This is a genomic window from Actinoallomurus sp. CA-142502, from assembly GCF_050936355.1.
GTDB lineage: Bacteria > Actinomycetota > Actinomycetes > Streptosporangiales > Streptosporangiaceae > Actinoallomurus > Actinoallomurus iriomotensis.
The window spans coordinates 58,374-81,568 of sequence record NZ_JBNJMY010000001.1 but is presented as its reverse complement, the minus strand read 5'-3'; the positions used below and the strand labels follow the sequence as shown (position 1 = coordinate 81,568).

Genomic DNA, 23,195 nt, shown 5'->3' with positions numbered 1-23,195 from the left:
CGACGACGTCGTCGCCAATATCAGGACGCGCCGCGAGGCCTGCCCGATTACGTGACGACCTCGCCGGAGGATCACTCTGAGGTGATCGCGGTGGCGACCTGGCAAGGGTCGGAGATGAAGGACAGGTGGCGGGCGCCCGGGATGAGGATCGGCGCGGGGGCGCCGATTCGTCTCGCCGTCTCGTACGGCGCGGACCCGGCGAACACGTCGTCGGCGGCGCCGAAGACCACCGCCTTGGAGATCGGGACACCGGCGAGCGCGGCGACACGGGCGGCGGGCAGGCCGACGATGCCCGTCATCTGCCAGATCCCGTTCTCGGCGCCCGCGACCTGGAAGGGGCGGCGCCACTGGTCCACGCCCGCGCGGTCGAGGTGAGGGCAGCCGGGACCGCAGTTGGACTCGTAGATCCGGCGGATCAGCCAGTCCGAACGGAGGGCGAGCCGGAGCAGGGTCGTGCGGTACGGGGGCGGCAGCGCGGCCTGGAGTCCGGTGGCGCCCGCGCCGGCACCGGTGTTCAGCGGATTTCTAGCGAGGAACCCCGGTTCTTCAGGGCCGGCTTCCTTGTGTGCGGCGCGCCGGCGCCGCCTAGGCCGGTCGTTCCTGGTTCTGGATGCACTCGGCGATGGCCGGCAGCGGAACACCGCCGCAGGAAGCGGCGATGGACGGGGGCCAGAAGTGACGCCCCGCAGGTACTTGCGGAGGTGGTCGGAGAACCTACTTGTAGTCAGACCGTATCCATCTGGACGATGGACGGGCGTTTGAAGAACGTCCGCTTCGTCTGCTCGGCCGAGGCGCTCAAGCGGCTCACCGAGTATCGCCAGGGCGAATCGGACCTGATGTTCTCCGGCGGCAAGTGGTTCCTGATCGCCACGTGCGAGGTCCCCCAGGCCCGGCGATACGAGCCGAAAGACTGGATCGGGGTGGACCGGGGCATCAACAACCTCGCCACCACCAGCGACGGCGACAACCACTGCGGGCGGCGTCTGGACCGATACCGGCGCCGGCAGGCCCGCAAACGGGCCGAGATCCAGGCCAAGCGCACCCGCTCGGCCAAGCAGCTCCTCAAAAGGCGCGCACGCCGGGAATCCCGGCACGCGACCCACATCAACCACCGGATTTCCAAGACCGTCGTTGCTGTCGCCCAACGCACCGAACGCGGCATCGCCCTGGAACAGCTCCAGGGCATCCGCGAGCGGGTCACGGTTCGACGCGACCAGCGAGCACGGCAGTCTTCCTGGCCGTTCCGCCAGCTCGGCGAGTTCATCGCCTACAAGGCCCGCCGCGCCGGCGTGCCATTCATCGAGGTGGACCCGGCCTACACCTCCCAGCGCTGCCCGCGCTGCGGCCACACCGACAAGGCCAACCGGCCGGCTCGGGACCGTTTCCAATGTCGTCGGTGCGGCCTCGCTGGGCCAGCCGACCACGTCGCCGGGGTCAACGTACGCGACCGCGCACGCTCGGCGTGGGTATTCGTCAACATGCCCCACCGGCCCCCGCCTGAGCGGGAACCGGCGATGTGACCCGTGACCGCCCTGTCGTAGGGGGCAGTCGGGAGCATAAACGGAGCCTCTCTGGACTGAGTCAACAAGCTCGGTCCCTCAGGGCCGAGTAGTTGACCCCGTCTCCGTCGAGGAACACCAGCCGCGAGGGCCGAGTGGATCGAAGGTGTCGGCCGACTCGGCGAAGCCGTGGATCAGGACGACGGGCGGCCCGCCGCCGCCCCACTGCCGGTACCGGGTGCGGATGCCGTCCGCCGTGACGAACCGCAGGCCCGCCGGTTCGCGGGACCGGCCGGCGGTCGCGGCGTTGTAGACGAGCGAGAACAGCGTCGCGACGACGGCCATCGCCGATGTGGCGATGAGCAGGCGGCGTACCCATCGCCTACCCGGCGCCGCGGGCTTCCGGATGGTCCTCATGGCTCTCACCGGAGCAGGGAGTAGGCCAGGGCCACGGCGATGGCCAGGCCGTACCCGCCGGCCGCGATCGCCACGACCCGGGTACGGCGGGCCTTGTCCCAGGCGGTACGGGACGACAGCCAGGCCAGCGCGGGCAGGACCAGGATCCCGTGCAGGCTCACGCCGTGGACGGGCTTGAGGAAACCGAGGTCGTGGTACGCCTGCTGCTGTCGGCCGGCACCGACCTCGGCCGCGCCCCGGGCGATCATCGCCGCGCCGGTGGCCAGGCCGATCATCAGGCTCACGAACCCGGCCCGCAGGCCCAGCCGCGTACTGGCCGGGAGCTTCGGGTTCGGCCGGAAGGCGGACACGGCCAGGACGCCCAGGACCACGATGAGCACCCCGCCCCCGGCCGCGAGCACCGTCGAGACCGCCGAGTCGAACGGGGTCTCGCGGTTCAGGTGAGAGGGCACGTGCCGCCACGCCTGCAGCGTGATACCGCCGACCTCCACGACACAGTCGGCCGCGAAGACGCCCAGCAGCAGTGCGCGACCACGTTCGCCGATCGGCAGGTACCTGGTCACCCACGTGACCGCGGCCAGCGTCAGGCCGAAGGACAGCCCGAAGGTGGCCGGCTTGCGCCAGGACACCGGGCCGTACCAGGGGCCGCCGTCGACCGCGAAGACCGCCAGGTGGAACAGCCCCGCGCAGGCGAGCACCGCGGCGAGGCCATAACAGAAACGCTCGAAACGGCGGCCACGGCTCCAAGCCCCGGCGAGCACGTCCCGCACGGCACCTCCTCGGACCTCGGCATTTCGCTGTTCCCGGCCATCATTCGGCAGTGCGGAACGGCCGGCGTCGGCCGAGGGGCGGCTTTCCGGCTACGCCGATCCGCGTAGTGCGGGCCGGTAACGTGGTCCCGCGTGGACAGCCGGACACTGTCGTATCAGCGCCGTAACGAGCGCGCGGACCGCATGTACTTCAAGGCGCATGTGAAGAAGTGTTTCGCGGATCGACGGGTGTCCCGTTACCTCGAACTGGGCCTGGTGGACTCCTCGGAAGTGAGCACCGCTCTTGCCGAGGGTGACGCTTTCGACCAGGCGCGCTCGACCGCTGTTCATCACATGTACAACGTCGAACGCGACGACCGGAATGCCTTCCGGGAAGCCGTTCGTTTCGTTCTGGATCACTCGCTGGACGCCAGGACCGGTGCGCTGGCGACAGCGCTGCCTCTCGCGCTCTTCTTTTCGGCCGTGGAGGCGTTCGGCGAGGACGGTTTCCGGCGCCTGTCGGTGACGCTGGTGAGCGCCCTCATCCTCGCCGCCGCAGGCCTGCTGTTCGCCCGTTCCCGTGTGGTCGCCGGAGCCGTGGCCGCCGTGGGGATCTCGCTGGCGGTGGGCCCGCACTATCTCGCGGGCCTGGAGTGGAACCCCGCGACAAGCGTGTTCTGCTGCCTGGTCGGCGTCGCGGCGGGCGTTCACCTGGCCGACGAACTGAGGCGGCTGGCGCTCTGGCAGGTGTTCGCCCTCCCCCTGCTGGTCGCTCTCCGCATGCTCCATGACTTTCGCGAAGAACAGCTCAGGAGGGAATGGATCGACGGCACCACCGAGGACATCGTCGTACCGCAGATCATTTTGTCCATCAACACGACGTTGGGCAAGGATCACGACAGGCTCCTGGTGGAAGAGGATTCCGAAGGGCTCAGGAGACTTCACGACCCCGCGCTCACCGTGTCGACGAGATCCGAGCAGCGGATCAGGGGAACTCTGGCGCGCTATGACGGCGGCAGCATAGCCCTTTCCGGCCCGCGCGGAGTGGGGAAGTCCACGCTGCTGCGGATGTTCTGCGCGCCTCCCGAAGGCAGCGGCGGTGAATTCGCGGTGTACGTGTCGGCGCCGGCGGAATACGTCCCGCGCGACTTTCTCATCGACCTCTTCCAACGCTTGTCCGAGGACTACCTCACCTATCAGGGCCATACCTACGACGACCCGCTGAAGAAGCGTTTCGTCGCCCGCAGGCGCGTGGCCCGCGTCGTACGAGAGGTCTCGTCGGCGGCTCTGCGCTCGGCCCTGGCTCTGGGCCTTCTCGCCCTGCTGATCTGGTCGGTGGTCGAGGACGTGCGCCCGGCCGTCGTCAGGTTCGATCACGCGCATGTCGATGGGTGGTACGACTCTGTCATCGCCTTCGCCGGCCACTGGTGGGCCGCGCACCGCGGCCTGACGCAGATTCTGGGCATCATCCTGGTCTCGATCATCTGGCCCGGAACGCGTCGCTGGCGGTGGCACAGGGAGCCGTCTCTGGTGGTCAAGGCACGAGAGAACCTCTTTCGCCTCCAGGCGGAGCGGACGGTCACCTGGGGTGCCAACGCGGGGTTGCCCGCGCTGCTCGGCGGCAGCCTGTCCCTGAACCGGGGCGCGTCCGTCAAGCACGTGCCCTGGGCGCTTCCCGAGCTGGTCGGCCAGATGCGCAGGTTCATGACCCAGGTGGCCCAGGACGAGAAGGAATCCGGTCGGCGCGTTCTGATCGGGATAGACGAGATCGACCGGATCGGCTCCACCGAGCATGCCGAGCGGTTCATCAGCGAGATCAAGGCGATCTTCGGCATCGAGAACTGCTTCTTCCTCGTCTCTGTCGCCGAAGACGTCGGATCCACGTTCGCTCGCCGCGTCGTTTCGGAGCGCTCGGTGTTCGAGAACGCGTTCGACGACGTCGTCATCGTGGATCCGCTGACTCTCGAAGAGTCGAAGAACCTGCTCCTTCGCCGGGTTCCGGGTTTCACGGACGCGTTCGTCTACCTCGCGCACGCTCTGTCGGGAGGGGTTCCGCGGGAGCTGATAAGGATCACCAGGCGTCTCGTCGAGCTCAACGAGGAGATGCGCGCGACGTCGGACTACCCTCGCCTGGAGGATCTGACGCGCGCCCTGGTCAAGGAAGGCCTGATCGAAGTGGTCACGGCCACGCGCAACATGATCGCGCAGCTGGCTCCCGAGGCGCCGTGGGGCGTCACGTTCGACCAGCTGCGAAACCTGCTGACCGCGATGCGAACCGAGCCGTCCGTGGCGATCAGCGAGTCCGCCGCGCTGATGCGCCGGCTGGCGAGCCTCGACGCCGACCGGGCCGCGCCGGAGACCGACTCCGCCCTGACCGAGGCGGACCCGCTGAAGGCCGCCCGCCGAGCGCTCATGGAACTCTCCGCGTTCACCTATTTCTCCGTGACGATCATCGACGCGTTCGCGGACCTGACCTTCAACCTGAACAAGGCGAAGGCCGGCGGCTCTCCCACCGACGCGGGCTCGTACGAGCAACTCGCCGGCGCCAGACGAGAGCTGACGCTCTCCCCCGAGAGCTCGCGCGAAACGGTGCGGCGTTTCCGGGAGGCCTGGTCCCTCGACGACCAGGCCTGACCCTTACCCGGCGAGCCCGGCCAGGTGAGCGGGGAGGTCGCCGAGGGTCCGGATGACCGGCGCCCCCGCGGGAGCGGGGTCGTCGCCGCGGTTCAGCCAGATGCCGTACAACCCGGCGTCGGTGGCCGCGATGGCGTCGGTACGGAGCCGGTCCCCGACGTAGGCCACCTCGTGCGGCGCGAGGCGGAGCCGTGCACAGCCCGCATGGAAGATCTCCGCACTGGGTTTGGCGGCGCCGACCTCGCTGGAGGCGATGACGTCCGGCAGCTCGTCCGCGAGCCCGACGTGACGGAGCTTCCCGCGCTGCTGGCCGGCATCGCCGTTGGTCAGGACGCCCAGCCGCAGGTCAGGATTCCGCTCGGCGAGCGCGTGAAGCGCCGGCCTGACGTCGGGGTAGATCCGCCAGGCGGCTTCGTAGCGGCGCAGATACCCGGCGAACCAGGCGTCGGCCCGCCGGTCGTCCCAGGTGCCCAGGCCGAGTTCGGCGGCGAGCGAGGTGACCCGCAGGCGTCGCTGTTCGGTGAAGGTGAGCTCCCCGGCCAGGTAGCGGTCCATCGCCAGTTCCTCGAGACGCCGCCACCGCAGATGCGCGTCGTCCACACGACGCACGCCGGGCGTCGCCAGAAGAGTCTCGACGAGCGCGACCTCTGCGGCGCCGTCGTGGTCGATCAAGGTCCCGTCCAGATCGAACAGGACCGCCTGCACTCCTGATGCCATCGCCGGTCCTCACGTGTCCTCGTCCGCGGTCTCGGCCGCCAATTGCGACAGGAGGGCCACTCCTGAGCCGTCGACGAGATGGCGGGCGCTGTCGCGCACGCGTTCCGCCTCGGCCAGGCTCTCGTCGCAGGACAAGTCCGCCGCGAAGAGATGCACGTCGCCGATGCAGGCCGCCAGCGCATCCGCCAGTACGTTCGTTCGATGCCACTCGATCTCCTTACGCCTTGTCTCCTGCCGTGAGCGGTACATCAAGACGACTGCGGTGGTGATCGAGGAGGACGTCAGGAGGACGGGTATGAGCAGAGACGATGCCGTCGAGCGGTCGGCGATGTAGAAGGCGACCTCCGACACGCCCGGCAATGTGACGAGCAGGCCACCAGCCATCATCCGTCGTCCCGCGATCAGCCGCTCGGCGAGTTTCCGGCCATGGGAGGCGGCGGGAATCGAGACCCCGTTGGCGGCCGGGCTTGTCTTCACGGTGGGGTCGCTACGACCTGGCCGGCGCTGGACCTTGGGGACGGACATGGCTGACTCCGGACTAGTGAGGCAATCGCCCTACAAAAGAAGTGCCTGATGTCATCTCTAGGTACGGAACCGCATCATCCCCACGGCGCAGGATGGCGACACCGAAAGGTGAGGCCGTCTTGCCTGCTCACAGGGCACCTGACTTCAGCGTCACAAAAGAGTGGCTGTCCGCTGCGAGGGCGTGTTGGGCCGGGCCGTCTACAGGGAGGTGGAGAAATATTTCAAGCTTCCGAGAGAGGTATATCCGAGCTCAGTGAACGTGAACGCGAGGAGTTCGCCGTCGACATGGCCGGCGAAGCCGTGTCGATTTTCAATCGCCGCGTGTTCGAGGACCGCCGATGGACGGCTGAAGGCGGAGCGGCGTTGACGACATATTTCGTCAATGCCTGCGTAGGGCAATTCCCATCACTGTTCCGCACCTGGTGCCGCCGTCACCGGCGTGACGTGCTCTTCGGATTGGAATTCGACTCCAACTCGGTTAGTAAGTTGAGTGACCCCGAGTCGGGGGCGGTAATGCACGATGAGGCATTGCGTGCACTGGTAGATATATCTGATAATCGGCTTAGAGAAGTAGTCGCCTGGAGAGCAATGGGGTATTCCCACGATGCGGCGTCAATGCTGGCCGGGATCACCGCGAAGGCGGCAGAGGGCAGGCTGAGGCGGCATCGTCAGCGTGTTCAAGGTCGCTCCGTCTCTGGCAATGGAGACGTCTCCGGGGAAGGGAGGCCGGCGTGACGTCCTACTCGAATGGCTTTGGCGACGTTCGACTGATGTACCGCCTTGTCCTGGCGGTCGACGTCGAGAAGTACACCGCGAAGCCCTCTCGGGAGCAGCTACGCGTACAGGTGGCACTGCGTGCCATCCTCCACGAAGCGGCGCAGGATGTCGGCCTTGACCAGCGCGACTGGTACGAGCAGGTGAGTGGCGACGGCGAGTTGATCGTTCTTCCCGAGGACGTCGACGTCTCTGTCGTGGTGGGAGATTTCACGCGTCGGATTGAGGTGGCCCTCGGCGAGTTCAACCGATATCGAGACGGGAACGCGCGCCTGCGCCTTCGGATGGCGATGCATCATGGAACTCTCACGCCTGGACCCTTCGGGCCGGCGGGTGACGCACCGATCTGCGTAAGCCGGCTTCTGGGCGCCACGCCACTGCGTCGGCTGTTGACCGAACAACAGGACCGTGATCTTGCGCTCATCGTCTCTCAGTCTCTCTACCAGGACGTGATACGCACCGGTTTCTGTTCCCTTGATCCGGTCGACTTTCGGCCGGTGCGGGTGAACGTGAAAGGCGTCCAATATTACGGATTCGTCCAAACGCGTGATATCTGGGAGTCCTCCTCGCTCGGGGCGCCGGCAGTGCTTCGCATTCGCTCCATGGCGGATTCCGCGTCGGTCGCAGCGGCGATGAAGCGAGCCAAGGTGAATGACGCCGACAACGAGCAGGATCGTGATCTTAAGGGAACTGTCGATGACGGGCGCAGATTCAATAACTGGGTCGTCTCCGCATGAACCTGAACAGGTTCATCTCCGGCTGAGTGCCGCCGTCCTGGCGCTTCTCAGCGGTCCGCGGGCCAGACTCGCAGGTGCCGGGGCAGGAAATCCGACTCCGACTCCATGGGCAGGCCCAGGTCCTCCGCCAGGGACGCGAGGGCGAGGAGGTCCCAGGCGATGCGCCGGCCCCCGCTCTCGGCGTGCGACGTCACCGCGGCGGCCAGCTCGCCATCGGCGTTCTTCCCCGCGGCCAGCTGCCCGAGCACCCGCACCCGGGGCGTCCAGGCGGAATCGGCCGGTGCGCCGGACAGGACCTCCAGCGCCGACTGCAGGTCGGCCTTCACCTCCGTCCTCAGCTTGCGGTTGCGTGGCCACTGCTTGCGTTTCCACAGGGCGACCAGCGCCGCGGTGTACGCGAGCATGAGATCGGTGCCCGCGTCCTGGCGCTGAAGAACGAAGCGCTGACGGCGCAGGGCGTCCGCGTCGACGTAGCTGCGGCAGACCAACGCCAGCTCGAACGCCTGCACCCAGTCGTGCGGGAAGGGTCCGCCGAGGGTCTCGTCGGGGCTGACGCCCACCGACATGTTCAGCAACGGGAGCTCGCACTGCCCGGGGGAGATGTGCGGAAGGCAGGCGGTGAAGTACTTGTGGGTCGTCCGCGCCGCCGTTCGTACGGCGGGACGCGCGTGCGGATGGTCGAGGGTGGGGTCCTGCGCGGACAGACCGTCGAGGTAGTCCAGCAACGCGTCGGTGAGCGGCGGCAGACCCACGGCCCCCGTCCGGTCGGCGGCTGTGGCTGCCCGCTCCACTCTCGCGTACAGATCGGCTACGGTGCCCGCGCTCGCGTCCTGCGTGGATCGGCTCATACGAGTGATCCAAGCGCAGCGGCCGGACGGCGGGCCGTAGTTCGGAAATGTTCCAACCGACCCCAGGCGGTCAGCTCCGGCGGATGAACCGCACCGCGTCCGCGACGACGTACCCGTCCGCGACGTCGCTGAGTTCGACCGAGCCGTCGAGGCCCGCGGTGAAGGTCCTCGGGCGACAATGATCCAATGACCCGTACCACTGCCGCCCCCTCGGTGGACCTCGCTCAGGTCATTCCAGGCCTGGGCGCCTACGCGCGTACGACGGTTCGGCTGCACCCCCGGCCCGGCAGTCCCGGTCCTCGGGACAGCCATATCGGCGGCCCGCTGGCGTGGCCGGCCTCGGAGGCATGGCCGCACTGCGAGGCCGCGGACTGCGACCTGTATCTCGAAGACCCGGGATCTCCGATGGTCGCCCTGGTTCAGCTGACCGCCGCGGACTTTCCGGAGATCACCTTTCCGGACGGGACGGATCTGCTCCAGATCCTGTGGTGCGTCGGTTACCACGGCGGTGCCGAGGACGTCCCCTGCCGGCTGGTCTGGCGGCGCGCCGCCGAGGTGACCGAGATCCTCCAGGAGCCGCCCGTCCCGGATCTGGAGGACGAGCTCCCGGGGTTCTATGAGACCTACATTCCGCGTCCGTGCGTCCTGCATCCGGAACGAGTGATCGAGTACCCCTGGATCTGGGATCTCCCTGAGGACCTCAGGGGCCGCGTGCAGGCGTGGGATCAGGACAAGGACCAGTACGAACAGCTCTCGACCGCTCCCGGCTTCAAGATCGGCGGAACCGCCATCCACGGGTCGGTGCCGAGCGGGCTGAAATGCGTCGTCTGCGACGCGCCGACCGTCCTGTTCCTGCAACTCGACAACGGTGAGGGCGACGGGCGGTGGTGTGCGGTCGAGGACGGTCAACCGGACTACGGGACCCCGGAGTACGAGCAGGTCTACACGCCGACCGGAATGCTGATCGACGTCGGCCCAGGGGGCCTTCTCGCCTGCTCCGCCGACTTCGGACATCCGGTGGTGTTCCACCGGCAGTAAGGCGTCGAACGCCTTGCATGCGAAGAAGCGACCCGGACATCCTGAACGTGCTTTAGTGGCGGATTTTTACGGGTTACTCTCGGAGATCACGATCGTTGCCCAGAGCGAAGGGGGCCGCCGTGACCGATCAGCCAGCCGTTCCCGGCTCGCGGACACAGTGGGCGCTCGACACCGGTGTGCCGCACACCGCCCGCGTCTGGAACTACTTCCTCGGCGGCAAGGACAACTTCGCCTCCGACCGTGAGGCCGGCGAGCGCATCGCGGAGGTCAACCCGCCCGTGCTCGAACTCGCCCGGGCGTCCCGCGCGTTCCTCGTCCGTGCCGTGCGTCACCTGACCGCCGATGTCGGGATCAGGCAGTTCATCGACATCGGGACCGGGCTGCCCACCTTCAACAACACGCACGAGGTCGCACAGCGGATCGCCCCCGAGTCGCGCATCGTCTACGTCGACAACGACCCGCTGGTGCTGGTCCACGCCGAGGCCCTGCTCACCAGCACGGAGGCCGGTGCCACCCACTACATCGAGGCGGACCTGCACGAACCCGACACGATCCTGCGCGAGGCGGCGACGGTCCTGGACTTCGACCGGCCCGTCGCGATCATGCTGATCGCGATCCTGCACCACATCGGCGACACGGACGAGGCGCGCAAGATCGTACGCCGGCTGGTGGACGCGGTCCCCTCGGGCAGCCACGTGGCGATCGCCCACGCCGTGCACAGCGAGACGATGGACGAGGGCGCGCGGCAGTGGAACAAGGTCGGCCGGCCCCCGCTCATCCCGCGCAGCCCGGAGGAGATCGAGAGCCTCCTCGACGGCCTCGACGTGCTCGAACCGGGAGTCGTCACGACGACGCACTGGCGTCCCGGCGAGGTCACCCTGGGCGTCACCCACGACGTGGACCAGTACGCCGCCGTCGGCCGCAAGCCCTGACCGGCCCCGAGGGCCTGGGAGGTCACGCGGCCGGAGGCTCGCCGGATCTCCAAACGGGTACGACCTCGACGGACGTGAAGCGCCGGCCGTCGCCGGTACGGGTCGCGGTGAAGCGGTAGCGCTCGCCCACCGTGAAGGACGGTACGGCGGCCGAGACGAACACCGCCACGACGATTCCAGGGCCTGATTTGCCGAATCGGCAAAGAGTTTTGTCGTCCGGGGTCCCGGCGGCGCACCATCTCCGACATGACGGAACAGAAATACGAAGTGGTCGTGATCGGGGGTGGCGCGGCCGGGCTGGGCGGGGCGCTCACCCTGGCACGGGCGCGGCGCCGGGTGCTGGTCATCGACGCCGGCCGTCCGCGGAACACTCCCGCGGCTCAGGTGCACGTCTACCTCGGGCGCGAGGGAACACCGCCGGAGGTCCTCCTGGCCGACGGCCGGCGTGAGGTCGAGGGGTACGGCGGCGAGGTCCGGTCGGGTGAGGTCGTTTCGGCCGAGCGCCGCGACGCCGGCGGCTTCCGCCTCGCCCTCGCGGACGGCTCGGCCGTGACGGCGGACCGCCTGCTCGTCACCACCGGCCTGGTCGACGAGCTGCCCGACGTGCCCGGCCTGGCCGAACGCTGGGGCCGCGACGTGCTCCACTGCCCGTACTGCCATGGCTGGGAGGTGCGCGACCGGACGATCGGCGTCCTGGCGACCTCGTCGATCGCGGTTCACCAGGCGCTGCTGTGGCGGCAGTGGAGCAAGAACGTGACCCTCTTCGCGAACGGCGTCGAGGGCCTGGCGGGCAACGAGGAACTGGCCGCCCGCGACGTCACCGTGGTCGGCGGCCGGGTGACGGCGGTGGAGGCGGAGAACGACCGGCTCACCGGCGTACGGCTGGAGGACGGGCGGGTGGTCGCCTGCGACGCCCTCGCCGTCCCGCCCTTCATGACCGCTCGGGCCGGTGTGCTCGGCGGCCTCGGGCTGGAGCCGGTCGAGCAGGAGATGGCCGGTCACGTGATCGGCACCTACGTCGCGGCGGATCCGTCCGGGGCGACGGCGGTGCCGGGCGTGTGGGTGGCCGGCAACGTGACCGGCCTGGCAGACCAGGTCATCGGCGCGGCGGCCGCGGGCGTACGCGCCGGCGCGGCGATCAACGCTGATCTGGTGGCGGAGGAGACACGCCGGGCGGTCGAGGCCCGGCGGGAGGGTGAGCGATGACCGCCGAACACTGGGACGCCCGGTATCGGGAGAGCGAACGGCTCTGGAGCGGGAAACCGAACGACGCGCTGGTCCGCGAGGTCTCCGACCTGTCGCCGGGACGGGCGCTGGACCTGGGATGTGGCGAGGGCGGCGACGCGGTCTGGCTCGCCCGGCGCGGATGGCGGGTGACCGCCGTCGACGTCTCCCGCGTCGCCCTCGAACGCGCGGCCCGGCACGCGGCCGAGGCGGGCGTCGCGGAGCGGATCGACTTCCAGCAACACGATCTCGGAAAGTCGTTCCCGGCCGGGGAGTTCGAACTCGTGTCCGCGCATTTCCTGCACTCCCTCGTCGACATGCCGCGGGAGGAGATCCTGCGGACCGCGGCCTCGGCCGCCGTACGCGGAGGGGTGCTGCTCATCGTCAGTCACGGGGGCTTCCCGCCGTGGGACCACGAGCACGCTGACGTGCGGCTGCCGACGCCGCAGGAGATCCTGGCCGACCTGCACCTCCCGGAAGGGCAGTGGGAGGTGCAGGTCTGCGCGGAACACGAGCGAATCCAGACCGGACCCGACGGAACGCCGGTGACCCGTACCGACAACACGCTCAGGGTCCGGCGGTCGACGGTCAGCCGGTGACCGGGAGGTCGCTGGGCACCGGGGTGGGCACCGGCGCCTGACCGGGCGGGGTGCTCTGCGACGGCGTCGGGGTCGGCTGCTGCGGCGGCGTGGCCTGACCGGCGGAGCAGGTGGCGGAGGAGATGTCGATCGTCTGGGCCTTGCCGGTGGCGAGGCCCAGCTTCACCTCCACGGCTGTGACGGTCAGGCTGCCGTCGGAGTTGTGCACCTGCTTGTTGAGCACCACTGACACCGACCCGACGCCCTGGACCGGCACGTTGAGCGTGCTGTTCGGCGCCGCGTCCGCGGCGAGGCGGTGGCCCGCGATGGAGGCCTTGACCAGGTGCGACGAGCCCTCGCCGCCGACGCACTTGGCCGTGATCAGGTGGGCCGACAGCGCGGCCTTGAGCACCTGGAGGTCGACCACGCTCGCGCGCGAGGTCGACCCGCTGGCGGAGGTGTGCAGCACCTTGAGCTTCACCAGCGGGTTCGCCGGCAGCTGGACGAGGCTCTTGTGGTGCGCGCCGCTCGTAGAGGTGACCGCAGGGGTCTGCGGGATGTTGACCAGGCCGTTGGCGGACAGGCCGAAGGCGGAGGCGGTGCCGGTGGTCGTGCTGGCGGAGGCCGTCGCCGCGATGGTGGCGGGGACGGCGATCGCTCCGGCTATCGCGACGCTCGCGGTCAGGGTCATCAAGCGCACAGTTGTCTCCTCGGAATGAAGGTACGGGTCAAGCTCTGCGTTGTCCTCTACGCACCAGCGGGCACTTCGGTTGCATGGTTCGCCGAAGTTTTTCCACTCTTCGTCGCGCACCGGTCACACAGTGCGTTTGGCGACAATTCGGGCAGCCCTCGGGTCTGGCGCCGAAGGTCAGAGGTCGCGCAGGATCTCGCGGAGGAGACGCGGGGTGGCGTCGGGTGGCTCGGCCTGGGTGACGAGGCGGTTGAGGACGTCGAGGTAGCGGTCGACGTCCTCGCGGCGGTCGGGGTAGAGCGCGCTCGTCAGCTGTTCGAGGTAGACCACGTCCGGAAGCTGGTGCTCCGGCATGCGCAGGAGCGTGACCGGGCCGCCGGCGGCGGCGTGGCCGGCCGACCGGAAGGGCATCAGCTGGATCGTCACGTGTGCGGGCTCGCACATGTCGATCAGGTGCCGCAACTGGGCGGCCATGACCTCCCGGCCGCCGATCGGGCGGCGCAGGGCGGCCTCGTCGATCACCGTCCACAGGTACGGCGGGTGCGGGCGGCGCAGGATCTCCTGGCGTCGCATGCGAAGGGCGAGACGGCGTTCCGTCTCGGCCCTGAGTGCGTCCTCGTGGCCCAGTCTGATCACCGCGCGGGCGTAGTCGGGGGTCTGCAGCAGGCCCGGCACGAACTGCACCTCGTACGCGCGGATGACGCTCGCGGCCTGTTCGAGGCCGAGGTAGGGCTCGAACCATGGCGGGGTCACGTCGGCGTACTCGTGCCACCAGCCGGGGGTGTTCGCCTGACGTGTCAGGTCCAGCAGGGTCGCGCGTTCGGCCTCGTCGGTCACCTCGTACAGCGCGCAGAGGTCGGCCACGTCGCGCAGCTTGAAACCGGTGCGGCCCAGCTCCAGACGGCTGATCTTCGACTGGGACGCGCGGATCGCCTCGCCCGCCCGCTCGCGGCTGATGCCCCGCGACTCGCGCAGGCGGCGCAGGAGCGAGCCCAGGACCATGCGGGTGGCCGTGGGCCCGTGCGGTCTGTCGGCCTCGTCGAGGTGGGCGCCGGTCGTCTCCGCCGGTAGGGGGCCGCCCGGTGCCCGGTCCATGGTCTCCGGTCTGTGGCCCGGCGCGGGCTCGGCGAGATGCTCAGTCACGAAGAAACAGCTCCCAGGACGATTTACGTGTCATTACAACGGGACGTGGCCCGGCACGTCTGCGTCGTCGCTCCATTCCATCGTCGAAACTTACGGTAAAGGGCCGACTACTCAGGGTCAATACGGGGCTGGAACTCGTCGGGTACGGGATCGGTCGTGGTCACCGCGCCTGAGCGTACCGCCGAAGGCCGACAATGGGCCGGAGTGAGTACTCACTTCGCCATTGACGGAGTGAGTACTCACTCCGTACAGTCGACGGCATGACGAACTCCCCAAGTCCCACCCCCCGGCGGCGAGCGCCGGGGATGAGCGCCGAGCAGCGCCGGCAGATGATCGTCGCCGCCGCGCTGCCGCTCGTGGCCGAGTACGGCGCGGCGGTCACCACCAGCCAGATCGCGCGCGCCGCCGGCATCGGTGAGGCCACGATCTTCCGGGCCTTCGCCGACAAGGAAGAGGTGCTGGGCGCCTGCATGGCCGAGGCGATGCGCTCGGACCACGTGGTGCGGCAGATCGCCTCGATACCGCTCGACCAGCCGCTGCCCGCCCGCCTGATCGAGGCGGTCGACACCCTGGACGCCTACCTGGCGCGGATGGGGGCGCTGGCCGGCGCCCTGTACGCGTCCGGGCGAGGGCCCCGGCGGCCGGGCGGCGAGCCGCCCCCGGCCAACAGCCGGGAGGAGTCGATGGCCGCGATCCGGGCCGCCGTCGCGGAGCTGTTCGAGCCCGGCGAGGACGACCTGCGGCTGGACGCGGACGACGCCGCGGGGATCTTCCTCGGCTTCCTGTTCGCACGCCCCCGGGTGAACGGCGAGCGTGCCGTGAGCTCCGAACGCCTCGTCGACGTCTTCCTCCACGGCGCCCTCGCGGGAGGCGACCGATGACCGTGACGCTGAACCACACCATCGTGACGGCCACGGACAACCAGGCGGCCGCCCGCTTCTTCGCGACCATCATGGGCCTGGAGTGCCTGCCGCCGGCGGGCGCGCACGGTCACTTCGTCCCGGTGCGGGTCAACGACCGGCTCACGCTGGACTACATGACGGTCGAGGAGCCCGCCGGCCACCACCTGGCCTTCGACGTCGATCCGGACACCTTCGACCGGATCCTCGCCCGCCTGCGGGAACGGAACATCCCCTTCGGCAACAGCCCGTCCACGCCCGGCAACGGCCGCGTCGACCATCCGCTCTGCCCGCGCGGCCTGTTCTTCGCCGACGCCGCGCGCAACCTGTACGAGGTGATGTCGCCGCGGTGACTCAGACGAACAGCGGCTCCGCGGCGGACCGCTCGGCCAGCGCGCTCATCGCCTCATCGTCCGGGGCGGCGGTGTAACGGGAGGCGGCGTCGAGCACGCGCGGCAGCAGGCCGACGTCGCCGACGCTGTTCACGAAGATGCCCGGACGGCTGAGCGCCCACCAGACGGCCAGGTCGATGTCGTCCTGCCGCTCCAGCGGCTCGTACCAGGTCGACCGGGTGCGCGGGCGTTCGCGCCAGTGGCGCAGCGCGATCGACTTGATCGTCTGCACCGCCACCCGCCGCTCCCGGCAGGTCTGGTACAGCGCGTCGAAGTTGTCGGCGTAGTACGGGCTGCGCATGGTCACGTAGTTGTACGGCAGCAGCACCGAGTCGAAGTCGAACCGGTCGAGACTGCGCCGATGCGTCGCGGCGATCTGCGCGCCGTGACCGGTCACCCCGATGAAGCGCACGAGCCCCTCGTCCCGCGCCTCGATCGCCGCCTCCAGCGCGCCGCCCGGGGACAGGGCGATGTCCCACTCGATGGGGTCGGCCAGGTTGTGCAGCTGGAGCAGGTCGACGTGGTCGACGCCCAGGCGTTCGAGCGAACGGTGGAGCTCCTCGCGGGCCGGGCCGGCCTTGCGCTCACCGGTCTTGGTGGCCAGGAAGAACCGGCCGGGTTCGCGGGCCAGCAGCGGCTTGAGTCGTACCTCGGCCTCGCCGTACGACGCCGCGACGTCGATGTGGTTCACACCGTGTTCGAGCAGGACGTCGAGTATCTCGTCGGCGACCCGCTGCGGCTCGTTGGCGAGAGCCGCGGCCCCGAAGATCACCCGGGTGCTCAGGTGGCCGGTGCGCCCGAACTCTGCCGTCTCGATCGCCATGAACCCTCCCGTGCCGATGTGGGCGGCGGCGGCGCTGTTCGCCGGAGATCGCCCGCCATGAGATCAACTTACGCCTTGGTCCCGCCTTGGCCATGTCGCCGGGTCAGGAGCGCAGCCACTCGTCGATCGCGCGGTGGATCCGCTCCTTGGTCGCCGCCGGGGCCGAAGGACGCGTCGACGCCCGTACGGGACAGCTCGGCGAGTGCCGTGTCGTCGTAGCCGAAGGCCGTACGGACGCGGGCGTACTCCTCGGCCAGTGAGGTGCCGGCCGTCGAGGGGATGTCGGTGTTCAACGTGACCCGCAGGCCGGCGTCGCGCAGCCGCGGCAGCGGGTGCGCGTCGAGCGACGCGGCGACGCCGAGCGCCACGTTCGAGGACGGGCAGACCTCCAGCGGAATGCCGCGTTCGCGTACCTCGGCGACCAGGTCCGGGTCGTCCAGCACCCGGATCCCGTGCCCCAGCCGCTCCGTACGGCCGACGGTGATCGCCTCACGGATGCTGTCCGGCCCGCACGTCTCCCCGGCGTGGTGCACCAGGTGCAGCCCGGTGTCGCGAGCCGCGTGGAGCACCTCGGCGAACGGTGCGAGCGGGTGCGCCTCGTCACCGGCCAGCCCGACCGCGATGACCTCCTCGTGAGACGTGGCGAGCTCGACGGTCCGCCGGGCTCGCTCGACCGAACGGCGCCGGGAGTGGTCGAGGATGACCCGGCACTCGACGCCGTACGCCGCCCGGCCCTCGGCCAGGCCGTCCAGCACCGCCGCCAACGGCATGCCGAGGTCGCCGAGCCGCTCGCCGTGCGAGGCCGCCGTGAAGGTGACCTCGGCATAGCGCGTGCCCTGCGCCGCCTCGTCCGCGCAGTACTCGAGGGCGATCCGCCGGAAGTCCTCCGGCCGGCGCAGGCAGGTCCTGATGAGTGTGTTGTGGTCGGCGAACTGGCGGAACCCGTCGAACACCGGCGGGCCGTCCTCCGGCCCTTGGGCAGGAGCGTCAGGTCGCGCATGGGGACAAGCATCGCGTACGGCACGGACCTCCCGGCGCGCGAGCGGCGGCATTTCGGCCTTGGCGGCATTGGAGAAATACGACGGCCGCTTCCGGTGAATGGCTGAATAATCCGATACTGGCCGTGTCCCGCATCCCTTCATTGGGCGGCTCGATGAGTAATGGAAGCGCCAAATTCTGCAACCCCGTACCGGGTGGGATATGACCCGTTGTTTGCTTCGTCTGGCGCGATCATGGACCGCACGGGGCGTGATCTTTTTCAATCACGCCGCAGGTGGGGAGTGGTTTTACGTATCTGGATCGGGCCCCACGGACACCACTGGGGCCGGTGTTAATGTTGCGTTCGTTCAGCATCGAGGTACGACGTTTCTGAGATCACCGGCCACTTGGAGGGTGTGTGAAGCGGCAAAGGCTGAAGATGTGGACGACGCCTGTCGTCGGCGGTATTCGCCGCCAATGCCTCATGCTGTTCGCCGCCGCCGCGTGGCCGCCTTTCCCCGAATGTAACTTTTCCGCTGATGCCGCCGCACAACGTGCGCCGGTCGTGTCCGGGTCAAGAAGTCACTCTCCACGAGAACTCCGAGCGGTGATCCACATCGCCGGTTAACGCCAGGGCGGCGCGGACAAGGGCCGCCGCACCGCCCGGGCGAGAACCTCCCGAACCACCAGTGAAGAAAACCAACACCCTTGGGGGAGACATGCACAAATGGACCGCTCGCGCCGCCAGGGTGGCGCTGGTCGCGGCCGCCGTCAGCGCGGCCAGCGTCGGCGTCGCCAATGCGGACGACACGACGGGCGACCACAGCATCCTCGGCGGTAACCAGTTGCTCAATCACCTTTCGGTCATCGCGCCGATCGGTCTGTTCGGTAACCACGTCAACCTGCTGAGCACGGTCGTGCCGGGCAGCGGCTTCCGCTATGCGCACGTCCGCGCGGACGATGACCCGGCTCCGCAGATGGACATCTGCGGCAACGCCATCTCCAGCGCGAACGGCATCGGTACGGCCGCGTGCAAGGGCCAGGCGAACATCGGCACCACCGAGGCCGCTCCGGCAGCGGTCGTGGCCGCGCCTGCGGCACCGGCCGCGGTCACGGCTCCGGCTCCGGCCATGGCCAGCGAGACGGCCGGCGCTCCGACCGCCGCCATCGGCGCTCCGGGCGCCGCGCCTGCGGAGACCGCAGCCGCGCCCGCCCCGGCCCAGGCCGAGGCTCCGTCCATCGCTCCGGCCGAGGCACCGGCCATCGCGTCCGCGTCCGCTCCGGCTCAGGCTCCGGCCGCCGCGCCGGCTCAGGCTCCGGCTCAGGCTCCGGCTCAGGCTCCGGCCGCCGCGCCGGCTCAGGCTCCGGCTCAGGCTCCGGCCGCCGCTCCGGCCCAGGCTCCGGCGGAGGCACCGGCCATCGCACCGGCCGCCGCTCCGGCGGAACCCGCCGCCGCGGCACCGGTCGCCGCTCCGATCGCCCAGGAGGCCCGTCCCGTCGAGATGAGCACTTCTGGCGAGAACGGCGTGCTGAGCGGCAATCAGGTCAAGGCGCCCGTACGCGCCCCGATCCGGATCTGCGGCAACGCGGGCGCCCTGGGCGGCATGGCCACCGCCGCGTGCGAGGGAACCGCGTCCAGCGGCCGAATCGGCACGGCGGCCCGTACGTTCGGCGTCGCCGGCCTGCTCGGCTGAACCCTGACACTGGGGCAGTCTCTCGGCATCGGCCGAATCACCTGTCCGTCCGCCCGGACCACCGGGCGGGCGGACATTCCTTTTCCGCACTCGGCCCCTGCCCACGCCGCGCCCTCCGGCTTCGGATATTCCTTTGCCCGCCGAATCGATGCCTGCCTAGGCTCGCCCGGGTGCGGCGCACCATCATCATCGGCGACATCCACGGCTGTTTCGACGAGCTGCTCGAACTACTCGACGAAGTCGACCTCCGCCCGGACGATCTGCTGGTCAGCGTCGGCGATCTGGTCGACCGCGGACCGGCGCCCGGTGAGGTGGTCGGACTTTTCCGTGAACGCCCGAACTCGGTCGTGGTCATGGGCAACCACGAACGCAAGCACGTGCGCGGGATCTTCTCCTACGCGCAAGAGATCACGCGCTTGCAACTAGGCGACCGGTACACCGAAACGGTCGACTGGATGCGGACACGGCCGTACTACTTCGAGAACGACCATGTCCGCGTCGTCCACGCCGCGATGCTGCCCGGAATCCCGCTGGCCGACCAGAAAGAAGAAATCCTCTGCGGTTCGACCAGCGGCGAACGAGAACTCGCCGCGCTGTTCCCCGACGGCCACTGGCACGACCACTACACCGACACCAAACCGGTTGTCTTCGGCCATCACGTGACCGGGCCCGAGCCGCTGATCCGCGACGGCAGGATCTTCGGCCTGGACACCGGCGCCTGTCACGGCTGGAACCTGACCGCGCTGTGCGTGCCGGGATTCACCGTGCACTCGGTGAGGGCGCACGCGGATCACTGGTCGCTCGCCAAGCGCCAATGGCAGTTGCCCGTCCTGAAGACCAGGCCGTGGCGTGACTTCTCCTGGCCGGAGCTGGCTGAAGCGATCGCGAGGTTCTCCTCGGCGCCCGACGCCGCCACGCGCGGCTGGTTGGAAAAGCTCGAAAACTGGGCGGCGGAACTGCGGTCGGCCTTTCCTGCCCTGGTCGCCACGGCGCATCGCATCGCCGGCGAGCTCACCACAGACGAACTGCGGCGGCATCCGGCCGCACGCTTCCTGTTCCAAGCACGTGACGGTCGGCTCGACCAGACCAGTCTGGCCGGACAGTGCTCAACACCCCGTAGGACGATCGACCTGGCGACCGCGCTCGGCCTGGTCGTACGCGAACTGCCCGACTGACTCCGCACACCTGGCTCGCGGAGGCCGGGCGCAGACAAGGTGAAATCACGATCTCTCCCCTTCCTGCGGCAAGAATCCGGTCGCGACCGGCTATCTCCTCCTGTTCTGCCGATTCTCACGGCGGAGGCGATGAAATTACATCGTTTCCCTTGCACTTCCCGTGCGGTGATCTTGGGCCATATAGGGTTATCGAAAAACTCTCGTTTTACTTTTCGTGATTGGCGGCGGATCTAAATCCCGATGGTGAGCCTTGAGGTGAAAAGAGGCGATGATACGGCGCCAAGTGCAGGGGGTATCTGCTGATGCGAAGAAAGGCTCACACGTACCCTTTGGAGGTCAGCGGATGGATTCGGTGGACCAGGCTGAGTCACAAGCCTGGAGTCTCTGGGCCAAACTGGCCGCTCCAGCTTTACTGCGATGTCCTGTCCTCGGTATCAGCGCTGTGCTGGTCGTATCGACCCCGCTCGCCGCGGTGGCTCGTACTCTGCCGCGTTCCCAAGACTTCGCCTCGGCCGCGCCAACGCAGCGGCAGATGCGTGTCCTGCGTTCCTACGAGCGGTACATGGCCCGGATGAAGGCCCAGTCCGTCAAGGCGCGCGCGGCGGTGCGGTTCGCCTACCGGCAGGTCGGAAAGCCCTACCAGTGGGGCGGCGCCGGCCCGCGCACGTACGACTGCTCCGGCCTGGTGATGGCCGCCTGGCGCAAGGGCGGCCTACGGCTGCCGCACCGGGCCGACCTCCAGCACCGGATGATCCGCAGAAAGGTGGGCCTGAAGCACCTGCGTCCCGGTGACCTGGTGTTCTTCTCGGGCGACCATCACGTCGGCATCTACGTCGGACGCCGGCACTTCCTTCACGCCCCGCACACCGGTGCCCGGGTCCAGCGCGGGACGCTGTCCGGGTGGCGGCTGCGGGTCTTCGCCGGAGCGGCCCGGCCAGGGGCGCCGGCGTACCAGGCGTGGCCGCACTGGGTGCGTGCGCTCGCCAAGCAGCACGAGGCCGAGCGGCACCCGCACGCCGCACCGCACCGGCGGCACGACGACGCGCACACGGACGTCCCGGCCGGCCCGCAGGCGGAGACGCCCGCGCAGGCTCAGACGCCCATACCGGCGGAGACGCCCGCCACCGCACCGGACGGAATCCAGCAGGAGGTCCAGGGGCCCGAGGACGATCAGACCGGTCCGTACAACGAGGCCGGGCAGCCGTCCACCGCTCCGGTGACACCGCCGCCGGCGAGCGACCGGGCCCAGGAGCCGGCCGGCCCCGCCGCGCACGCGCCGTCGACCGGCTCGAGGCTGCTGTCCGTTCCACTGCTCAGGATGTCGGCGCCACGTGGCGACCACCACCACGCCGACCCCGCGCCTCGACCCGCGCCCAAGCCGGGGGCGCACGCCGGCTCGCACGCAGGAGCGCGCACCGGCACGCGGCCGCACCGTCCGCCGGTCACCGTACGGCGTCAGAACGACGAGCAGCGGTTCGACCGCGACTTCGGCGACGGCGGTGACTACCGGGACGATGACGCCGGCGACACCGGCAATGACGGCATCGACCTGCGCTCACTTCTGGGGAACGCTCCCTGATCGAGGGCCGCCGACCGGAATGACGGCCGGGACCGGACATCCCCGATGGTGTGGAATGTTTCACATTCGTGGGGGAAGAGTCGAGGTCAAGCCGAAGGTCGGCGGGGGGCGGGAGATGGCCGATAGCGTTCGTTGTCCGGGGTCGCCGCGAAGGGCGCCCCGGACAACGGCCTGCCGTGACCTCCCGGCGCCGTCCGCCACGGCACCGTGCGCTGCGGCGTCGGAGGGCTCGGGAGAGTCGCCCCGGCAGGCCGGGGCCCGTACCGATCCGGCGGAGCGCGACCGCCCCGCCTTATGCACCTCGCGACTGCGTCCGGCGTTGCGGCACGCTCTCCGCCTGCTGCTCACCGTGTTCGGCCTGGTCCTGGCGTTCTTAGCGGTCGAGGCGCTGTCCCAGGCCGGCGCCGAGGCACGTGCCGAGACCCGCGCCTCGCACGCGAACAGCCGCACCCAGGGCGCGCTCCCCGGCCGGTCAGCGGCGACCCACCGCGCACCCGCCACCCCTACGGCGCGGCCCATCCGTACGCGAGAGGTCCCGCACCGCGTGGCCCGGCCGCGCATCGCGACCCGACGGCCGATCGGACCGTCCGGCCGGCGCCTGGCCGCCGCCTTGCCGTACGACCACGGAGGCCACGCCGGCCACCACCACGCGTGCGCGACGCGGGATCGGCGGACCGGCACGACGCCGACCCGACGGGCGAGTGTCCCCGTGGAACGCGCCGTCCCGCACAGCGTGCGGAGGGGGCCGTCCCCTCCCCGACTCGCCAGACCGGTCCGCCCGGTGACCAGGCCGTACCGGATCGGGTCGACCGGACCCGTCATGTCCACGCCGCGACCGCCCTCGCCGCAGGTCGGTGTGCCGCCGTCGGTCCCGGCCCCGGTCTCCGGCTGCGGAGACGGCGGCTGCGGGGGAGGCAAGACGTCCGGCGGCACCGGCGAGGTCCTGCGCGTCGACCGTCCTGCCTCCGGCCTCTGGACCACTACCCTTCCGACCTGGCGAAGGCCCGGCCGCCATATCCCCGACAAGCCACCCTTCTCTCCTGACTGACCACGAATCGGCCGGTGGGCAGCGGCGTGTCCCTGCCACCGGCAGCCCCGTTCGAGGACCGGCGCGCCAGGAGGGCGCGGCCGGTGACTTCCGATCGTCCG

24 protein-coding genes are annotated in these 23,195 nt (G+C 69.6%); 13 read left to right on the top strand and 11 right to left on the bottom strand.

Features of this window, described 5'->3' with window-relative positions:
- Positions 1-71: 71 nt before the first annotated feature.
- Positions 72-641 (bottom strand): hypothetical protein, encoded by a 570-nt coding sequence (locus ACQEV1_RS00625; RefSeq protein ID WP_433389982.1) that lies wholly within the window; start codon positions 639-641, stop codon positions 72-74.
- Positions 642-746: 105 nt separating this feature from the next.
- Between ACQEV1_RS00625 and ACQEV1_RS00620 the strand changes: the two genes are divergently transcribed.
- Positions 747-1,520: an RNA-guided endonuclease InsQ/TnpB family protein gene (locus tag ACQEV1_RS00620; protein ID WP_433389979.1), complete on the top strand. Its 774-nt coding sequence runs from the start codon at positions 747-749 to the stop codon at positions 1,518-1,520.
- Between the two features lie 78 nt (positions 1,521-1,598).
- Here ACQEV1_RS00620 and ACQEV1_RS00615 read toward each other — a convergent pair whose 3' ends face one another.
- Positions 1,599-1,916, bottom strand: a complete 318-nt coding sequence (locus ACQEV1_RS00615) for an alpha/beta fold hydrolase (protein WP_433389976.1) — start codon at positions 1,914-1,916, stop codon at positions 1,599-1,601.
- Positions 1,917-1,921: 5 nt separating this feature from the next.
- Positions 1,922-2,686 carry a hypothetical protein gene (locus ACQEV1_RS00610; protein WP_433389974.1) on the bottom strand — a complete coding sequence of 255 codons (765 nt, stop codon included), beginning with the start codon at positions 2,684-2,686 and terminating at the stop codon, positions 1,922-1,924.
- A 132-nt stretch (positions 2,687-2,818) separates the two neighbouring features.
- Between ACQEV1_RS00610 and ACQEV1_RS00605 the strand changes: the two genes are divergently transcribed.
- On the top strand, positions 2,819-5,299 hold the full coding sequence (locus tag ACQEV1_RS00605; RefSeq protein ID WP_433389971.1) for an ATP-binding protein: 2,481 nt from the start codon (positions 2,819-2,821) through the stop codon (positions 5,297-5,299).
- Positions 5,300-5,302: 3 nt separating this feature from the next.
- Here ACQEV1_RS00605 and ACQEV1_RS00600 read toward each other — a convergent pair whose 3' ends face one another.
- Both ACQEV1_RS00600 and ACQEV1_RS00595 read right to left on the bottom strand, forming a co-directional pair.
- Positions 5,303-6,016 (bottom strand): HAD family hydrolase, encoded by a 714-nt coding sequence (locus ACQEV1_RS00600; protein WP_433389969.1) that lies wholly within the window; start codon positions 6,014-6,016, stop codon positions 5,303-5,305.
- A gap of 9 nt (positions 6,017-6,025) precedes the next feature.
- Positions 6,026-6,541 (bottom strand): hypothetical protein, encoded by a 516-nt coding sequence (locus tag ACQEV1_RS00595; protein WP_433389966.1) that lies wholly within the window; start codon positions 6,539-6,541, stop codon positions 6,026-6,028.
- A 731-nt stretch (positions 6,542-7,272) separates the two neighbouring features.
- Between ACQEV1_RS00595 and ACQEV1_RS00590 the strand changes: the two genes are divergently transcribed.
- Positions 7,273-8,052 (top strand): hypothetical protein, encoded by a 780-nt coding sequence (locus ACQEV1_RS00590; protein WP_433389963.1) that lies wholly within the window; start codon positions 7,273-7,275, stop codon positions 8,050-8,052.
- A gap of 47 nt (positions 8,053-8,099) precedes the next feature.
- Here ACQEV1_RS00590 and ACQEV1_RS00585 read toward each other — a convergent pair whose 3' ends face one another.
- The gene (locus ACQEV1_RS00585) at positions 8,100-8,900 is read right to left on the bottom strand and encodes an Imm49 family immunity protein (protein WP_433389960.1); all 801 of its coding nucleotides are present in this window, start codon (positions 8,898-8,900) and stop codon (positions 8,100-8,102) included.
- A 186-nt stretch (positions 8,901-9,086) separates the two neighbouring features.
- Here ACQEV1_RS00585 and ACQEV1_RS00580 point away from each other — a divergent pair, with 186 nt between their 5' ends.
- Both ACQEV1_RS00580 and ACQEV1_RS00575 read left to right on the top strand, forming a co-directional pair.
- Positions 9,087-9,938: a hypothetical protein gene (locus tag ACQEV1_RS00580; RefSeq protein WP_433389957.1), complete on the top strand. Its 852-nt coding sequence runs from the start codon at positions 9,087-9,089 to the stop codon at positions 9,936-9,938.
- 119 nt (positions 9,939-10,057) lie between these two features.
- On the top strand, positions 10,058-10,870 hold the full coding sequence (locus tag ACQEV1_RS00575; RefSeq protein ID WP_285629282.1) for an SAM-dependent methyltransferase: 813 nt from the start codon (positions 10,058-10,060) through the stop codon (positions 10,868-10,870).
- A gap of 22 nt (positions 10,871-10,892) precedes the next feature.
- Here the strand turns inward: ACQEV1_RS00575 and ACQEV1_RS00570 are convergent, their stop codons facing one another.
- On the bottom strand, positions 10,893-11,039 hold the full coding sequence (locus ACQEV1_RS00570; protein WP_433389955.1) for a hypothetical protein: 147 nt from the start codon (positions 11,037-11,039) through the stop codon (positions 10,893-10,895).
- Positions 11,040-11,116: 77 nt separating this feature from the next.
- On the opposite strand from ACQEV1_RS00570, the gene ACQEV1_RS00565 reads away from it, so the two are divergent.
- Both ACQEV1_RS00565 and ACQEV1_RS00560 read left to right on the top strand, forming a co-directional pair.
- On the top strand, positions 11,117-12,076 hold the full coding sequence (locus ACQEV1_RS00565; RefSeq protein ID WP_433389952.1) for an NAD(P)/FAD-dependent oxidoreductase: 960 nt from the start codon (positions 11,117-11,119) through the stop codon (positions 12,074-12,076).
- On the top strand, positions 12,073-12,693 hold the full coding sequence (locus tag ACQEV1_RS00560) for a class I SAM-dependent methyltransferase (protein ID WP_433389950.1): 621 nt from the start codon (positions 12,073-12,075) through the stop codon (positions 12,691-12,693). The genes ACQEV1_RS00565 and ACQEV1_RS00560 overlap by 4 nt, the downstream gene beginning before the upstream one ends.
- Here ACQEV1_RS00560 and ACQEV1_RS00555 read toward each other — a convergent pair.
- Positions 12,683-13,363, bottom strand: coding sequence for a choice-of-anchor P family protein (locus ACQEV1_RS00555; RefSeq protein ID WP_433405821.1), 681 nt, complete (start codon positions 13,361-13,363; stop codon positions 12,683-12,685). The two genes, ACQEV1_RS00560 and ACQEV1_RS00555, sit on opposite strands and share 11 nt — an antisense overlap.
- Before the next feature lie 177 nt (positions 13,364-13,540).
- Positions 13,541-14,506, bottom strand: coding sequence for a helix-turn-helix domain-containing protein (locus ACQEV1_RS00550; RefSeq protein WP_433389947.1), 966 nt, complete (start codon positions 14,504-14,506; stop codon positions 13,541-13,543).
- A 260-nt stretch (positions 14,507-14,766) separates the two neighbouring features.
- Here ACQEV1_RS00550 and ACQEV1_RS00545 point away from each other — a divergent pair, with 260 nt between their 5' ends.
- Entirely contained in the window at positions 14,767-15,387 is a 621-nt protein-coding gene (locus tag ACQEV1_RS00545) for a TetR/AcrR family transcriptional regulator (RefSeq protein WP_433389944.1), read from the top strand.
- The gene (locus ACQEV1_RS00540; RefSeq protein ID WP_285629289.1) at positions 15,384-15,758 is read left to right on the top strand and encodes a VOC family protein; all 375 of its coding nucleotides are present in this window, start codon (positions 15,384-15,386) and stop codon (positions 15,756-15,758) included. The genes ACQEV1_RS00545 and ACQEV1_RS00540 overlap by 4 nt, the downstream gene beginning before the upstream one ends.
- Before the next feature lies 1 nt (position 15,759).
- Here ACQEV1_RS00540 and ACQEV1_RS00535 read toward each other — a convergent pair whose 3' ends face one another.
- The gene (locus ACQEV1_RS00535) at positions 15,760-16,620 is read right to left on the bottom strand and encodes an aldo/keto reductase (protein WP_433389941.1); all 861 of its coding nucleotides are present in this window, start codon (positions 16,618-16,620) and stop codon (positions 15,760-15,762) included.
- 68 nt (positions 16,621-16,688) lie between these two features.
- Complete coding sequence (gene add, locus ACQEV1_RS00530) at positions 16,689-17,573, bottom strand: adenosine deaminase (protein WP_433389938.1); 885 nt, start codon at positions 17,571-17,573, stop codon at positions 16,689-16,691.
- Positions 17,574-18,317: 744 nt separating this feature from the next.
- On the opposite strand from add, the gene ACQEV1_RS00525 reads away from it, so the two are divergent.
- The 4 genes from ACQEV1_RS00525 (at position 18,318) to ACQEV1_RS00510 (ending at position 23,094) form a co-directional block, all read left to right on the top strand.
- Positions 18,318-19,292 carry a chaplin family protein gene (locus ACQEV1_RS00525; RefSeq protein WP_433389935.1) on the top strand — a complete coding sequence of 325 codons (975 nt, stop codon included), beginning with the start codon at positions 18,318-18,320 and terminating at the stop codon, positions 19,290-19,292.
- Positions 19,293-19,462: 170 nt separating this feature from the next.
- On the top strand, positions 19,463-20,467 hold the full coding sequence (locus ACQEV1_RS00520) for a metallophosphoesterase (protein ID WP_433389932.1): 1,005 nt from the start codon (positions 19,463-19,465) through the stop codon (positions 20,465-20,467).
- Positions 20,468-20,999: 532 nt separating this feature from the next.
- Positions 21,000-22,046 (top strand): C40 family peptidase, encoded by a 1,047-nt coding sequence (locus tag ACQEV1_RS00515; protein ID WP_285629299.1) that lies wholly within the window; start codon positions 21,000-21,002, stop codon positions 22,044-22,046.
- Positions 22,047-22,365: 319 nt separating this feature from the next.
- Positions 22,366-23,094, top strand: a complete 729-nt coding sequence (locus tag ACQEV1_RS00510; RefSeq protein WP_285629301.1) for a hypothetical protein — start codon at positions 22,366-22,368, stop codon at positions 23,092-23,094.
- The last annotated feature ends 101 nt before the right edge of the window (positions 23,095-23,195 follow it).